The sequence below is a fragment of the Fulvivirga imtechensis AK7 genome, from assembly GCF_000331535.1.
In the GTDB taxonomy this organism is placed as follows: domain Bacteria; phylum Bacteroidota; class Bacteroidia; order Cytophagales; family Cyclobacteriaceae; genus Fulvivirga; species Fulvivirga imtechensis.
The window spans coordinates 14558-30249 of record NZ_AMZN01000037.1 but is presented as its reverse complement, the minus strand read 5'-3'; the positions used below and the strand labels follow the sequence as shown (position 1 = coordinate 30249).

Sequence of the window (15692 nt, the reverse complement as noted above, 5' to 3'; positions counted from 1 at the left end):
ATATTGATCTTCGGTTGGTATGGCTTAGGCATATGGTCATTTCATGGCGCCAGATATTTAGTTCTCCCCTTAAAGAGTGCATATTTCGTACCATATTGAGAGGCAGCAGATTTTATACGGACCCTTTTGAAGAAAGGGTGGCAACGGCCAAACCCATGGCGCCAAGTAATGCAAATGATAACCTCAAATCAGTCGCCCCGGCGACCAGGCCAATTACAGGCGGCCCTATTAGAAATCCAAAGAAGCCAAGAGTAGAAACAGAAGCCAGGGCTATCCCGGGAGATTGGATTTTTGATCGCCCCGCGGCGCTAAAAACCAATGGCACCACTGATGACACTCCAATACCTATGATAAAAAAACCTAAAAGGGAAGTTTCAAAATGCGGAAGCAAAACAGACAGAAAAAAGCCTGTAGCTGTGAATAAGCCACTGCCCACTAATATTTTTTTAAGTCCAAACCGGTACACAAGTTTGTCTGCTACAAACCTGGTTCCCGCCATAGATATCATAAAAACTGTATACCCAATACCAATCCAATCCTGCTTAACGGCAATGACTTTGTTGAAATATACCCCGCTCCAATCAAACATGGCCCCTTCGCACATCATTGAGCAAAAGGCAATAATCCCCAGTACGACCAACGACCTGTCGGGAAGTGAAAAAATAGGTTTGTCTTTATCAGTATTCACATCCTCCGGTAGCAAATATTTGACAGTGAATGCCAACACTATTGCTACAGCGCCGGCTATCATTAGATAATGAGTGCCCGGTGGTATTGATGCAGCGATCATGACAGCCCCAATCCCAGCCCCGGCAAATCCCGCTAAGCTCCACATACCATGAAATGTAGCCATAATATTTCGCTCATAGGCAGCCTCCACCCCCACCGCCTGGGTGTTAATGGAGATATTCAGCATATTGCCAAGCATACCAAACAAAAATAAAGCAGCGATAAGCGACCAAACTCCGGCAGAAAAGCCAATCGCCAGCAAAACCAAAGGATACAAAAAGGCTGAAAACACAACAACTGTCCGGCTGCCGGCTTTTGCCACCCAATACCCGGAAACAGGAACTGATAATAAAGATCCAATAGGTAATGCAAACAAAATACCTCCTAATTCGGCCTCAGATAGGGCTAATAGTTGCTGAATGGAGGGTATGCGTGAAGCCCAGCTCGCAAAACACAAGCCATAACAAAAGAAAATAATCCCGACTGCAACACGTGAAAATTTTATCGGCATTAAGATTGATTATTATATAAATATTTAAGCGCCTGCTCCCAGTCATTTACCCGCACTTCGTAATCCAGCGTCACGTTGTGACACGCAGTGTAAAGTATCCCCCTACCTTTGCAATAGTTGAGGTTTTTGAGGTGATCATCTATCATAAAATCAGTATCCACTACACTCTTGTCGCCACAGAAAATGATATTCCTCCAACTGATAAATGGAAAATGCTCATTCAACCATTCGTATTTTTCAGGAAGCGATTGAGGAAATTCCATTGCCGCAGATACAATAAACACATCAAAGTCACCGCTGAGCTTTTCCACCGCTTCCTGAGCGCCCTCCATTACCGGCGTATGCCTGAAAAAGCCCGGAGTATATAAAAATTGACGAACTCTTTCCTTTTCGGGAAAGCCCTCACCTTCAGGTTTACCATGAAGCCCTTCTTTTTTCACCAGCACACCATATTTCTCATAATACCATGATATAGCCTGACTTTCAATATCGGCAATCACATTGTCCATATCTATGGCGATTGATTTTCGTATCATTTTTGAAGAAATGTCTGTATTAGTTTGCAAATTATTGCAGTAAATATAAGGCATATATCGCATAATATTGCAAGTTATTACAAAATATTGCTTTATATTTGAGAAACAAATTCAAAACAGATGCTAAAGGAAGAGCGTTTTCAATTCATTCTTAGCAGGCTTGGTGCGGATAGCAAAGTACTTCTGAGTCAGTTGAGTGAAGAGTTAGGTGTATCTACTGACACTATCAGACGCGATATTAAAGAGTTGGATGATCAGGGGTTACTGAGAGCCGTCCGTGGTGGTGCGGTACCACACTCCCCGATACCCCATCATTTTAAAGATCGCATGAATTATAATCAGGAGTCTAAAATGATCATAGCCCGAAAGGCGCTGCAAAAATTGAAGAACGACCAGGTCGTAATATTTGATGCGGGCACATCGGCATTGGCAGTGGCCAGTATTTTACCGGAAGACCTCAGCATAACAGTAGTCACCAACAGCTTCCCAATCGTGACCATATTGGAAGACCATAAAAATGTGGAAGTCCTGTTTGCCGGAGGGCGACTTTTTAAGCAGTCTTTTGTAACTACTGGTCATGACACATTAAGATTTTTCCAAAACATAAAAGCTGACCTGTGTTTTCTGGGTATTTGCAGCATACACCCGTCACTTGGAGTTACCACACCAGACTATGAGGAAAGTGAAGTAAAAAAGGTTATCGTCAACTCCTCTCAGCAAATCGTTGCCCTCTCTTCCATAGAAAAACTCGAAACGGTAGAACCTTACTACATATGCCCGGCTACCCAAATAAACACTATTATCACCAACCAACCTGACGCCCCAAAGCTTAAGCCTTATATAAAAGAAGGAATCGAAATACTCTAGACCGGATTTCGTTAGTTTTCCATAGATAATCAAAAAATTAAGCACTATTTTACCCGCAAATTTTCAGCCTATGGAACTCGCCCTTATTGACTATATTATTATTATCTCCTTTTTCCTTATTTCTCTGGCCATCGGATTATGGTTCAGAAAAGAGGCCGGCAAGGATATTAGTCATTTCTTTTTAGGCGGCAGGAACCTGCCCTGGTATATCGCAGGTATCTCCATGGTGGCCACCACATTTGCCGCTGACACACCTTTGGCTGTTACAGAGCTCGTAGCACAGAATGGTGTAGCCGGAAACTGGCTTTGGTGGAACATGTTGGCTGGAGGCATGCTCACTACATTTTTCTTTGCCAAATACTGGAGGCGTGCCGATGTACTTACTGATATAGAATTTATTGAGCTGAGGTACAGCGGCAAAGCTGCCCGGTTTTTGCGTGGCTTCCGGGCGTTATACTTTGGAGTATTTATGAATGTGCTGATCATTGGGTGGGTAAACGTAGCGCTCATGTCGCTGCTTCAGATCTTTTTCGATATCCCACAAAATGAGCTTTTATGGTATGTAGCCGGGGCTATGCTCATAGTAGTAGTCTATTCAGCCATGTCCGGGCTTTTAGGGGTTGCTTTTACCGATGTTATCCAATTTGTAATAGCCATGACGGGGAGCATTATACTCGCCATTATAGTGGTAAATTCTGACAAGGTAGGGGGTATTGATAACCTGAAAGCCAGTTTACCCGAGGGAACATTAAATTTCTTCCCGAAAATAGGCTCTGAAGGGGGTGGTTCTATGCTCGCTTTGGGACTGGGGAGCTTTTTAGCATTCATTGGTTTCCAATGGTGGGCCAGTTGGTATCCCGGTGCAGAACCCGGAGGTGGCGGCTATATCGCACAGCGGATGATGAGCACAAAAACAGAAAAGGACGCGGTATATTCCACGCTATTCTTTCAGATTGCTCATTATTGTATTCGTCCCTGGCCATGGATCCTCGTTGCCTTATGTGCTATCATCTTATATCCTGAATTGAGCGCTACTGACAGTAAACTTGGTTACGTAATGGCCATGAAAGATTTCTTACCTACAGGTTTGAAGGGCCTGTTGCTGGTAGCATTTTTTGCCGCCTACATGAGTACTATTTCCACTCAGCTCAACTGGGGCACCAGTTATCTTATCAATGATTTTTATAAAAGATTCATTAGCCCACAGGCAGGTCAAAAGCAGTTTGTAATGGCCTCACGGATTGGCACCCTACTCCTGATGCTTATAGCACTGTTCGTCACCTCATTGATAAACACCATTTCAGGAGTATGGTCCTTTATTATAGAATGTGGAGCCGGACTTGGATTAGTAATGATCCTTAGATGGTACTGGTGGCGGATCAATGCCTGGAGCGAAATTGTAGCAACTGTAGCCCCTTTCATAGGTTATGGCCTATCAAAATTTGTATTTGTACAGCTTGATGAATCCTGGGGAAAAGGCCTGGGAGAGGACCCCAGAAGTTTTTTCTTTACGGTAGCATTTACCACAGTAGCATGGATTGTAGCCACATATGTAAGCAAGCCTACTGATGAAAAACACCTGAGAGCCTTTTTTGACAAAATTAAGCCTGACGGCAACTGGCGTCCTTTCCGGGCTGAAAAGCACGGTCAAAGGCTCATGAAGCTGATTATTTGCTGGTTAAGTGCTATCGCAATGGCATATTCTGCCTTATTTCTAACGGGGAGTTTCATTTTCAAAGAATGGAATGAAGGCATCATTTATTCCACCATCTGTATAGTATCTTTTGTAGTATTAAGATATACAGCCGGCAAAGTCCGTATTTTTTCTGATAAGCAGAGCTGACCAGCGTTTATTTGAGTTTCAATATCTTTTTCAGCTCTTTTCTTTTGATATCCAGCAGGCCGGCATCCGGCAATCTGCGGGTGAGCTCGCGCCAGTTTTCATTTTCACGAAACACACGTTCAAAAATAGGCAGCGCTTCCTCTATTCGATGATTATTCGCCAGGGTTACGGCTGTCCAGTATTGCATCTCAAGATTATGAGGAAACATAGATTGTGCTTTACCATATTCCTGTAGCGCCAGTGACATATCACCTACCTCCACTGCCAGATCTCCTTTATTCATATGCTCATATGCACGATATACTTTTAACAACCGCTTTAGCTCTTCTACAGGATTGGTATGGTCATCAACGCGCAAATTGATCATAGGGTCATCCCAGCTATTCTTTACCGGTTGCCCTTTTACCACCAAAAGAGCTGCTGATTGCTTACCCCTGATATCACCCCCCGCTTTTTCAGCGGCTTCCAGAGCAATGATCACCCGCTCAGCCAACGGCAAGCCACTGCTTTTTTCATATGCATCTGCCATGGCAGGCCAAACCTCTTTTGTAAGCATCATATTGGCCTGTACAGAATAATTTTCGCCCTGTTGATGGCCAGCATAGGCAATACACTTGTCCCCGGTATGTGTAGCCACATTCCCCCTGGCATCAACAATAGCCACCTGACGCACTTCCCTTCCCTCATCAGACCTAAGCAAGATCTTCAAAGCTTCATTGGCCGTTTTTCCATCCTTCAGTAGTTGTAAGCCCAGCGGACCAAACGATTTGTTAACGAATGACTGCGTGGCAACCACGCCCACACCTGCTTCACCCCAGCTAACAACCGTACCAACGGAAAACCAATGACTCTGAACACCAACCGCCATCTCTCCTGTTTCAGGATCTCTGGCCACAATGGAATAGGTATGGGAAAACGGTTCATTTTGAAGGTATACCTGGGCAAACAAAGCATCAGAGGCGCCAAGAATTAAAAGACATATAGCAATTTTTAACATACCTGGTAATTTGATGTTTAAGTAGTGTTTGTAAGAAAACTCTGAGTGGTTTTAAGAAAACGTCAAGGTCAAGGCTTGTGAATGCCAAAAAAGCGGAGCGTACTGAGGTACGTGAGCATTTTTGGGACAATCATAACGCAGACATTGGCATTTTCTTAGAGACACTAAGCATCTTCAAAAGATAGTTGAAATATATTTTAAAAATACATTTTAAGCGATTAAATAATACCATACTTTAAGGAGATTGCGTTAATTCGCAAAAGCATGCAGATACAAAAAAAAATATCCCTGAAACCTTTGAATACCTTTGGCCTGGAAGCTAAAGCAAAACTTTTTGTTGAAGTGTCCACTATTGATGAGCTTCGGGAAGCGCTAGCGTCCGATGAGGCCAGGGATAATGAGATTATGATCCTGGGAGGAGGAAGTAATATACTTCTCACGCAGGACTTTGATGGGCTGGTCATCAAAAACAGCATTAATGGCAAAGAAGTGATACATGAAACGGAAGATTTTGTGTTAGCAAAGATCGGTGCCGGAGAAAACTGGCATGAGTTCGTACGCTACGCCCTCGATCAGGAATGGGGAGGTATTGAAAACCTTTCTTTGATCCCAGGTACAGTAGGCGCTGCGCCAATGCAAAATATTGGCGCCTATGGTGTGGAGATCAAGGAAGTGTTCGAGTATTTGGAGGCTGTAAATATTGAATCGGGAGATATAGAAAAATTTAATAAAGACCAATGCCGCTTTGGTTACCGTGAAAGCATCTTTAAAAATAAGGCAAAAGGTAAGTATGTAATAGCCTATGTAGTACTGAAACTTACCAAACGTGAGCATCAGCTAAACACCTCTTATGGCGCTATATATCAGACACTTGAGGAAATGAAAGCTAAAAAGCCAACCATTCGCGACATCAGCGATGCAGTAACAAAAATAAGACAAAGCAAACTACCTGATCCTGCTAAAATTGGAAATGCGGGTAGTTTCTTTAAAAATCCGACAATTGATAAAATTCAATACGAAGAGTTGAAGACAGAATACCCTGATATACCTGGTTATGAACTGCCCGATGATAATGTTAAAGTTCCTGCTGCCTGGCTTATTGAACAGTGTGGATGGAAAGGTGTGCAAAGAGGTGAGATAGGAGTGCATAAAAACCAGGCGCTTGTATTGGTGAATTACGGAGGAGGAAAAGGTAGTGATCTAAAGGCTCTTGCTGAAGAAATTAAGGATTCGGTAATTAAGAAGTTTGGTATCGAGTTAAACCAGGAAGTCAACATTATTTAGTGGGGGTTCACTATAAAATAGTTTATAAGCCAGGTTATCCCGCCCGAATTTATGGCTATGGGACACGTCCATTGGGGGACATTATTTGAATGAGGCATTGTTGAGCATATCTATAGTATCAAGCAGTTTTTTGTCAAGCGTCCATAAGGCGTAGTCGTACTTGAGGGCTGCAGCGAGGATATAGCAATCTATCAACCCGATTCCCCTGGCGTATAGCTTATACCGGTTAGACAGTTGGCCTGCCTCAATAAATAATTCATGCTCATCTACCTTAGGCAAGTTAATCCAGAATTCTGTGATAATATTACGCTCACGCTTGTTTCTGACTCCCTGAAGGAGCTCTCCAAATATGGCCGATGAAGCTATAATATGGTCCTTTCTAAGATAGGGTATGAAAAGACCGGTGATATCGTTGTTTCCCTTCAGATATTCGATCCACACGGATGTATCCGCTATAATCACCTGTTTCTGTTTATTTTGCGGATACCATAAGCAGTGTAATCCTCGTTGAACTGCAAAGACTCTTTCTGCACCTGATCAATAAGATAATCTATTTTCCTGTGCGCCAGGTATGCCTTTAGGGCAATAATCAGACTTTCAGTAATATTCTTACCTCCTGTAGCCTTTTTCACTTCTTCAATAAGGTCCTCAGGTATAAGAGCTGTTATTTTCATAGGGTCAATATTTAAACTACACCAAAATACGATGACTTATCGTATAAACCAAACATCAACCCGAAAAGTTCTGAAAACAACAAGGACGTTTCTTAAGTCAAAGCGGTAGCATGAGAAATATTGCCGTGATAACGCTCTACCTCCACACCAAATTTTTCAAGGAAATCAACACCTTCATCACTTTCAATGCCTTTATATTCCGCATAAGAGTTGAGGTATATTACCTTGCTTACTCCCATAGTATAGATGATACGGGCGCATGCCAAACATGGCGCTAATGTTACATACAAAGTAGCTCCTTTCACTTCAGTCTTGTTCTTAACGGCATACAATAAGGCATTTTGCTCGGCATGGATAGCTAACGAGCAGCCACCTTTTGAATCACGCGGACAACCCTGCTCCGGCCATTCTTCATCACAGTTGTGTGTTCCTGCAGGGGGCCCGTTATAGCCGATAGAAATAATGCGGGTGTCTTTAGTTAAAACTGCACCTACATGGCGCATAATACAATGGGACCTTTTAGCCAGATTAACGGCTAATTCCATAAAAATATCGTCAAATTCCGGACGCCTCATACGTAACATCTTTGTGCTGTACTGCGGTATAATATTTGATAGAAAGTTGTGTATATTTATACACAACTAAAAGAAATTATACAAAATTATGAATTCAAAACTGCTATTCCTCACTTTTTTTATCGTCTTTTCTTTAATTCATATAAATACTATGGCTCAGGAAGCCATTACTCCACGACCCAGTCCCACCGCTATTGTTACCATGAAGTATGACGACACTTACGTAAAACTCACCTACAGCCAGCCTCACAAAAGGGGTCGCGATATTTTTGGAACACTTGTGCCATATGGCCATGTATGGCGAACTGGCGCGAATGAAGCTACGGAAATTACGCTAACTGGCAACGTACTTATGAATGGTGATACCCTCAAAGCCGGCACTTATTCTATATTCACTATTCCTCAAAAAGAAAAATGGACCATTATCATTAATGACGAACTGGGTCAATGGGGGTCCTATAACTATCACCAGGATTCTGACGTTATGCGTTTTGATGTACCTGTGGAAAAAACACAAAGTGTGGTGTGGGAACCTTTTACTATGGCTTTTGAACAAAAAAATGAAGAAGCAGCCCTGCTAATAATGTGGGATCAAACCAAAGTATCAATACCTATTCAGTTTTTAACTTTATAAAAAAATACCTTGAACATACTGATCATTGAGGATGAAGTTAAAGTAGCTAACCATTTAAAACAAGGCCTGGAAGAAAATGGCTATCAGGCCCATATAGCTTATGACGGAGCTATGGGGCTCAAACTTTATCAACAAAATAAGTATGATCTGATACTATTGGATGCCATCCTGCCCGGAAAAAATGGTTTTGAGCTATGTCAGGAGATAAGAAGATCAGACATTGACACTAAGATCATTATGCTTACAGCGCTGGGCACCACTGACGATAAAGTAGAAGGTCTTGAATCCGGTGCGGATGATTATGTAGTAAAACCGTTTGACTTCCGGGAACTGCTCGCCAGGATCAAAGTGGTGTGCAAACGTAAACCTACTCCTGACCGGCCCTCCCCCTCCATTAAAATAGCAGACCTGGAGTTGGACTTAAGTAAGAAGGTGGCAAAACGGAACCAACAAACTATTGACCTTACTGCCAAAGAATACTCGTTGTTAGAATTTCTTATGAGAAATAAAGGTCGTGTGCTTTCCCGGGTGGAGATCATTGAAAGGGTGTGGGAACTGGACTTTGATACAGGCACCAATGTGGTAGATGTTTATGTCAATATACTGCGGAAGAAGATCGATAAAAACTCTGACCGCAAGCTTATACATACACGGGTTGGAATGGGATATTACATCGATGATCGTGGATGAATATTAAATCAAAACTGGCGTACAGATTACTCCTGATGGTTAGCAGCATTTGGTTTGTTGCTTCTCTCTCCATTTACATCTTTTCAGCAGAATATCGTAAAGAAGAATTTTACAGGCGCCTGGAGTCCAAGGCCACTACTGCGGCCCGATTACTTATAGAGTTTGAAGAAGTAGATGCTGATCTTTTGAAAAAGATCGAATCGGCTAACCCCATACAGCTACCCTCTGAAAAAATTTCCATTTTTGATTACAACAATACTGAGATATTCAGCACCAATATTGATCCTGATATTGCCATCTCAAAAGATATTATGGATCAGATCAGGCTTGAAGGGCAGATCGATTGGCAACAAGGAGACATTGAAGTATTAGGACTGCTGTATACTGATCGGTATGAACGCTTTGTAGTGATAGCTGCTGCCAATGATATCTTCGGTAAAAGCAAGCTACAAAACCTTAGAAATATACTCATCATTGTGTTTTTATTATCTATTTTGATCGTAGCGCTGGTCGGGCGTATTTATGCAAGAAGTGCTTTGCAACCCATTTCCAATGTAATAGCCGAAGTAAATACTATTAGTGCAACAAATCTGGACAAGCGCATATCCGAGGGCAACAGTCAGGATGAAATAGCCCTTCTGGGCATTACCTTCAATCGGATGCTCGACCGTATCCAAAATGCCTTCAGAAGTCAGAGAAGCTTCATTTCAAATGCCTCACACGAGCTTCGTACTCCAATGACAGCTATTTTGTCACAAATAGACGTAAGCTTGCTTAAAGAAAGGGAAAAGCAGGATTACATAAAAACCTTGATTTCGGTAAGAGATGATGTGCGAAATTTAAATGAACTGACCACCAAGCTTCTTCTTCTGGCCAGAACGGAAGCGTTTAGTGAAAGCTTTAGTACCTTAAGAGTTGATACCATCATCTGGCAACTCATTTCAGAAGTAGCCCAACATCACCCCCACTATAAAATTAAAGTAGCGCTATCTCCTGATATTGATGATGAGCAACAACTCACCGTTGCAGGTAACGAGCAAATGTTGAAAAGCGTTTTTCTTAACATAATCGATAATGCCTGCAAATTTTCCGCAGACAATGAAGTCATCATATCAATAGCACCCTCTGATAAATACATAGGCATAGAGTTCAAAGACCAGGGAATTGGCATCCCTGATTCAGAATTAGAAAAAATTACCCAACCCTTCTTCCGGGCCAGTAATGCTGTAACCATTAGAGGGCATGGCATAGGCTTATCACTTGCAAAAAACATCATCGACATACATAGCGGTTCCATGACGATCACATCCACAGAAGGCGAAGGCGCCACCATAACTGTAAAGCTCGAAACGGTTTAAAATTTTAATTGCTTTTTAATCTCATTTTTATCCCACGTTAACAACCTGGTCGTTAATTCACATAAATATTATTCAATAAAAAAATGAAAACTTCAAAAGAAAAGATCATTGCAGGGGTAGTAACTGCAATGTTTTTCACCGCCCTTGGTTTCGCGCTCTTCTACTCGGCTGATAACAAAGCCCTGAATGAGAACCTTAAAAATGAAAAGCTTAAATCTGAAAAAATGCTCTCACAAAAGCTGGCACTAAATAAAGATATTGACAAGCTAAAATCAGAAATACAATCATACCAGGGAAAGAACAAACAACTGGATGGTAAGCTTGCCGATTTATATGCAAAGTTGACAGCAAAGGAAAACGAGCTAAACGCGCTAATGAAGCAAAGATCTTTAAATGAATCGAAACTTAAAAAGCAGATCAGCGATTTAAATGATTACAAAAAGCAGCTTCAGAATGAAATAAGTGGATTAAATGAATCGCTCGAAGATCTGAGATTTAAAAATTCATACCTTCAAAACACCGTTGCTTCATTAGAAAAAGCAAATAAGGAACTCAGCAAGAAAAATGATTTTCTGTCGAAGGTAGCTGGTGACAACTACGGAGTAGAGGCTCACAAAAAGAATGAGAAGCTCACCATCAATGCGCGTAAAACTAAAGCCATTGTTTTAGGATTCGATGTACCGGCCCATATGGCTGATAACTTGTCCCTTACAGTTACAACGCCAGTTGGCATAAAACACAACAATGCTACTTCAAGCGCTGTTACTTATCAAATTATTAATGAGGAGGAGCCCGTATTGTTAGCGTCCACCGACATGGTAGTTACAACCAATGGTCATTCAAAACGAGTGGCTTTAAGTTACAAACCCAAGGAAAAATTCAAAAAAGGCATCTATAAAATAGATATCCATCATGAAGGGACCTACCTTGGTAGCAGCCAAATAAGATTGAGATAAAAGCAAATTCACAGGTTTGCTCAACGGAGTTGCCTTGCTAAGCAGCTCCGTTCTTCATTTTATCACCCCACAAATTCTCCTGAAAAATTTGTATCTTTCTATAGCAAATCAACTTATTGATAGCTATGGAGAAAAAATACACCAGCTTAAAAGAGTTTTATCCCTTTTACCTCTCCGAACATAGCAATACTACATGTCGCATACTACATTTTATTGGTACTGCTCTAATTTTCGTTATTCTCTTCACAGCAATATTCACGCAAATTTGGTGGTTACTAATTCTTATTCCTTTTGTAGGTTACGGCTTCGCATGGGTAGGACATTTCTTTTTTGAAAAAAATAAGCCAGCTACATTTCAGTATCCGGGTTATAGCCTGGCTTCTGACTTTATTCTATTTTTTGACCTTTTAAAAGGGAAAAGGAAATTCAACCCGGAAAAAGAATCCGTTTAACAATAACCTCCTTCAATGGAAGCAAAAGCATCGCTGGACACATGGACGATTATTTTCCTGGTAGTAGGTATCCAGGGCTTATTCCTTGCTGTAATGATCTATATGCGAAGATCCGGGGTCAACTACCTGCTTGGCTCACTAATACTCACTTTTAGTCTTTGTCTGTTGTATTATGTAGCATTTTGGACGAGGTATGTGCAGTTTCTGCCGTTTCACGTGGGCATAACGCAAGGCTTCACCTACTTATTCGGACCACTGGCATATCTTTACATTCGATCAAATAAAAAGGAATTGGCCTTTAATGCCTGGCACCTGCTTCCATACATATTATTTGTAGTCTTCTTTTTTAGCCGGACCTACCTCCACCCATCGCTACAAACCAAAGCTATCACCATACAAGTTATTATCCAGAACCTCCATCTGCTGTCATACACAGCGTTGATTTTTCATTGGTTACAAAGGCAAAAAACTCTTCAGAATGGTATGCTTAAAGATTTCCTGTGGAAGAGAAAGGTCGCCTGGGCTTTCTTTGGATATGCATTAAGCTTTTTAGGCTATTACCTCCTGGTGTGGACAAGTACACTGAAGATAGAGTATGACTATGCCATATCATTTGCATCATCATTCTTCATCTATTTTATAGGTTATCAAGGTTTTCAACATCCGGATGTACTGAAGGTACAGGAGACGCCCAGGTATGATCGGTCTACGCTATCCGATTCTGCAGCAAGATCTATTCTGGCCACAATAAAAATGCATATGGCTACCCAAAAACCCTATTTGGATAGTGACCTGAAGCTTCAGCAACTTGCAGAACAGCTCTCCTTTTCAGCGCATCACATTTCCCAGGTAATTAATGATCTGGAGAAGCAAAATTTCTCTGACTTTATTAACATATACCGGGTCAATGCCGCACGGCAAATGCTTGCTGACCCTACAATGTGCGACAAAAAAATAATACATGTAGCTTATGACAGCGGCTTCAACAATAAAGCGTCTTTCAATAATGCATTTAAAAAATTTACAGGTCAGCCACCTTCGGAATACCGCAACAAACAATTAAACCCAAACGAGGCTCACTCTAACTAAATCAGGTAAAATATTATCGGATTTGCCCGATTTTCACTCCTATTGTCCTATCATAGCCTCAATAAGAGAGTCATGAGTATTTGATCTTGAGTATTGCGTGGAAAAGCAGCGATACGAACGGCAAAAAACAGAATTCTCCAGTCTCAATGACCACACTACCAATATCTTAAACTAATTGCACTCGCATGAAAAATATTCTAATAATAATACTCAGTACCGTTTATATAAGCCTCTTTGCCCAGGACATCAAAGAGACAGCAGATAAACATTTTAATGACCGGGATTGGGAAAAAGCAGCGACTGCCTTTGAGCAATATCTAAGGACAAATGCTACTGATTCGACAGCATGGTACAATCTGGCTTTTAGCAATATGAAGCTGAAGAAGTATGATGATGCCATCGCCTTTTATAATAAAGCTGAAGAATACAACTTTCCCATCTCCAATGTGAGCATCAACAGGGCTAAATCATATCTGCTTAAAGGCGACCGGGCTCAGGCAATAGCAGAATTAAAAAGCGGGGCAGAAAAAGGGGCTTCTGCGTATATACGACTAAGATCTGATATGGAATTTGATCCAATTCGTAACGACAAAGGTTTTGCCGAGGCCCTTGAAAAGTACAGGATAAACGCTTACCCCTGCCTGAGCAGCACGGATCATCGTCATCTGGACTTTTGGGTTGGAGAATGGGAAGTGTTCGCCAGAGGTGGCAAAGTTGGTGATAACTCCATAACTATAGCCAACGGAGGATGTGCCATTCACGAGAGCTATTCCACTTCACACAATTACTCCGGCCAAAGTATCAACTATTACGATCCGATAGACAAAAAGTGGCACCAACATTGGGTAGGAAGTGCAGGTGATGTTTATAACTACCTGGAAACAGCCAAAGACAATGGCATGCTTCGACTGGAGAGTAAATTTCAGAACCGCAACGGAGAAGTATCTCTTTCGCGCATGACCTTTACACTGCAAGGTGATGGCACCGTACGGCAATTAATGGAAAGCTCGACAGATGATGGAAAGACGTGGACAATTGCGTTTGATGGTTTGTATAAAAGGAAAAATGAATGATCTTTCTACGACTAACAACCATGCCACCTGGGCAACCAGAAAAAGCAATATGTCTCTCTGGTGATCTATACTAACAGTCCTGCACCTCGGCCAACTCTACCAAATGAATAACCTGCTCTTCAAATATTCGGCAGTGTTTTTACCGGTTATCCCTTCATACACGCAAAACATATACCTTGACAATCATAAATAACTGTCATTAAAGCCGGGCAGCTTTACCATTACCCTTCATATGAAATTCTATAAATCAACCCCGCTTTATCATCAGAAACTAACAATGAACCATCTGGCATCTGTAACACATCCACAGGCCTGCCCCACGCCTCCTGCTCCTGGTCATTCAACCATCCATCCGCAAACACTTCTGCCTCAGTTGCTCGCTCATTATTCACCTTTACGCGCATTAGCCTGTAGCCAATTTTTGATGACCTGTTCCACGAACCATGCTGCGCTACTATTATATCTCCTTTATAATCACTTGGAAACATATCACCTGTATAAAATTTCATCCCTAATGGAGCGGTATGAGCTGCAAAATTCCATGCAGGCTTTTTAAACTCACTGCATGGCCGCTTTTCTCCGAATTCCGGATCGCCAATATCGTTGCCATGGCAATACGGATAGCCAAAGTGTAGTCCTTTTTCCGGCGCCCTGTTCAGTTCGCAAGGAGGTATATTATCTCCCAACATGTCACGCCCATTGTCGGTAAACCACAAAGTTTTGGTTTCAGGATGCCAATCGAAACCTACTGTATTCCTCACCCCTTCTGCATAAATTTCCATGCCCGTTCCATCAGGTTTGATACGAGTAATAGAGGCATATATGGGTTTCTTACTTTCGCAAATGTTGCAAGGCGCACCTACAGGAACATACAACATCCCGTCTGGCCCAAAAGCAATATATTTCCAGCCATGATGGTGCTCCTTGGGATACTTGTCATACACTACATCCGGCTTTAACGGATTGGCCAGATTCGCCTCTATATCGTTAAACCTGAGGATGCGACTGACTTCTGCTACATAAAGGTCCCCTTCTTTAAATGCCACTCCATTCGGCATCTCAAGTCCGGAGGCCAGTATGTATTTTTCATCGGCCTTCCAGTCTCCGTTGTTATCTCTTACCGCATACACCTTATCTCCCGACCTGTTACCAACATAGATAACTCCAGCGGGGCTCATAGCCAATGAACGGGCATTATCAACTTCCGCAAATACATCGATTTTAAAACCATGTGGCAAGCTTATCCCATCAATGGGGTATTTAGAATAACTTGAACTGTCAGGAACGTTTTCTGCTTCTTTTGTATTATCTGAATTGTTCTTCCCGGTTGTTTCCGGTGAACTACAGGCAATGCCAAACAACATGACAAACATATATATAAGTGGTGCTTGTAAGAAAACTCTAAGTAGCTTTAAGAAACCGTT

The 15692-nt window shown here is 41.8% G+C and carries 17 protein-coding genes; 10 read left to right on the top strand and 7 right to left on the bottom strand.

Translation table 11 applies throughout. The features are described from left to right. Positions 1-112 precede the first annotated feature (112 nt). Both C900_RS10845 and C900_RS10840 read right to left on the bottom strand, forming a co-directional pair. Positions 113-1240, bottom strand: a complete 1128-nt coding sequence (locus tag C900_RS10845) for an MFS transporter (protein WP_040496510.1) — start codon at positions 1238-1240, stop codon at positions 113-115. After that, a complete protein-coding gene (locus C900_RS10840; protein ID WP_040496508.1) occupies positions 1240-1776 on the bottom strand; it encodes a 5' nucleotidase, NT5C type in 537 nt (178 codons plus the stop codon). Before C900_RS10840 ends, C900_RS10845 begins: the two co-directional genes overlap by 1 nt. A gap of 120 nt (positions 1777-1896) precedes the next feature. Here C900_RS10840 and C900_RS10835 point away from each other — a divergent pair, with 120 nt between their 5' ends. Both C900_RS10835 and C900_RS10830 read left to right on the top strand, forming a co-directional pair. Continuing rightward, positions 1897-2643, top strand: a complete 747-nt coding sequence (locus C900_RS10835; protein ID WP_009579895.1) for a DeoR/GlpR family DNA-binding transcription regulator — start codon at positions 1897-1899, stop codon at positions 2641-2643. A gap of 70 nt (positions 2644-2713) precedes the next feature. Then, positions 2714-4486: a sodium:solute symporter family protein gene (locus C900_RS10830; protein WP_009579894.1), complete on the top strand. Its 1773-nt coding sequence runs from the start codon at positions 2714-2716 to the stop codon at positions 4484-4486. Positions 4487-4493: 7 nt separating this feature from the next. Here the strand turns inward: C900_RS10830 and C900_RS10825 are convergent, their stop codons facing one another. Further along, positions 4494-5483 (bottom strand): DUF1028 domain-containing protein, encoded by a 990-nt coding sequence (locus tag C900_RS10825; RefSeq protein WP_009579893.1) that lies wholly within the window; start codon positions 5481-5483, stop codon positions 4494-4496. 264 nt (positions 5484-5747) lie between these two features. On the opposite strand from C900_RS10825, the gene murB reads away from it, so the two are divergent. After that, entirely contained in the window at positions 5748-6767 is a 1020-nt protein-coding gene (gene murB, locus C900_RS10820; protein WP_009579892.1) for a UDP-N-acetylmuramate dehydrogenase, read from the top strand. Positions 6768-6848: 81 nt separating this feature from the next. On the opposite strand, the gene C900_RS10815 is transcribed toward murB, so the two are convergent. The 3 genes from C900_RS10815 to C900_RS10805 all read right to left on the bottom strand — a co-directional run bounded on the left by C900_RS10815 (position 6849) and on the right by C900_RS10805 (position 8016). After that, the gene (locus C900_RS10815; protein WP_009579891.1) at positions 6849-7229 is read right to left on the bottom strand and encodes a PIN domain-containing protein; all 381 of its coding nucleotides are present in this window, start codon (positions 7227-7229) and stop codon (positions 6849-6851) included. Continuing rightward, complete coding sequence (locus C900_RS10810; protein WP_009579890.1) at positions 7226-7441, bottom strand: hypothetical protein; 216 nt, start codon at positions 7439-7441, stop codon at positions 7226-7228. Before C900_RS10810 ends, C900_RS10815 begins: the two co-directional genes overlap by 4 nt. A 92-nt stretch (positions 7442-7533) precedes the next feature. Next, positions 7534-8016, bottom strand: coding sequence for a deoxycytidylate deaminase (locus tag C900_RS10805; RefSeq protein WP_009579889.1), 483 nt, complete (start codon positions 8014-8016; stop codon positions 7534-7536). Between the two features lie 88 nt (positions 8017-8104). Here C900_RS10805 and C900_RS10800 point away from each other — a divergent pair, with 88 nt between their 5' ends. The 7 genes from C900_RS10800 to C900_RS28355 all read left to right on the top strand — a co-directional run bounded on the left by C900_RS10800 (position 8105) and on the right by C900_RS28355 (position 14268). Next, positions 8105-8650 carry a DUF2911 domain-containing protein gene (locus C900_RS10800; protein WP_051052823.1) on the top strand — a complete coding sequence of 182 codons (546 nt, stop codon included), beginning with the start codon at positions 8105-8107 and terminating at the stop codon, positions 8648-8650. 9 nt (positions 8651-8659) lie between these two features. Then, positions 8660-9340, top strand: a complete 681-nt coding sequence (locus C900_RS10795) for a response regulator transcription factor (RefSeq protein WP_009579887.1) — start codon at positions 8660-8662, stop codon at positions 9338-9340. Further along, on the top strand, positions 9337-10698 hold the full coding sequence (locus tag C900_RS10790; RefSeq protein WP_040496505.1) for a sensor histidine kinase: 1362 nt from the start codon (positions 9337-9339) through the stop codon (positions 10696-10698). The genes C900_RS10795 and C900_RS10790 overlap by 4 nt, the downstream gene beginning before the upstream one ends. 83 nt (positions 10699-10781) lie before the next feature. Continuing rightward, positions 10782-11654 (top strand): hypothetical protein, encoded by an 873-nt coding sequence (locus tag C900_RS10785; protein ID WP_009579885.1) that lies wholly within the window; start codon positions 10782-10784, stop codon positions 11652-11654. A 125-nt stretch (positions 11655-11779) separates the two neighbouring features. After that, positions 11780-12106, top strand: coding sequence for an Mpo1-like protein (locus C900_RS10780; RefSeq protein WP_040496503.1), 327 nt, complete (start codon positions 11780-11782; stop codon positions 12104-12106). Between the two features lie 15 nt (positions 12107-12121). Next, entirely contained in the window at positions 12122-13195 is a 1074-nt protein-coding gene (locus C900_RS10775) for an AraC family transcriptional regulator (RefSeq protein ID WP_009579883.1), read from the top strand. A gap of 185 nt (positions 13196-13380) precedes the next feature. Continuing rightward, positions 13381-14268, top strand: a complete 888-nt coding sequence (locus C900_RS28355; protein ID WP_009579882.1) for a tetratricopeptide repeat protein — start codon at positions 13381-13383, stop codon at positions 14266-14268. A gap of 221 nt (positions 14269-14489) precedes the next feature. Here C900_RS28355 and C900_RS10765 read toward each other — a convergent pair whose 3' ends face one another. After that, a complete protein-coding gene (locus C900_RS10765; RefSeq protein WP_009579881.1) occupies positions 14490-15641 on the bottom strand; it encodes a PQQ-dependent sugar dehydrogenase in 1152 nt (383 codons plus the stop codon). Positions 15642-15692 lie beyond the last annotated feature (51 nt).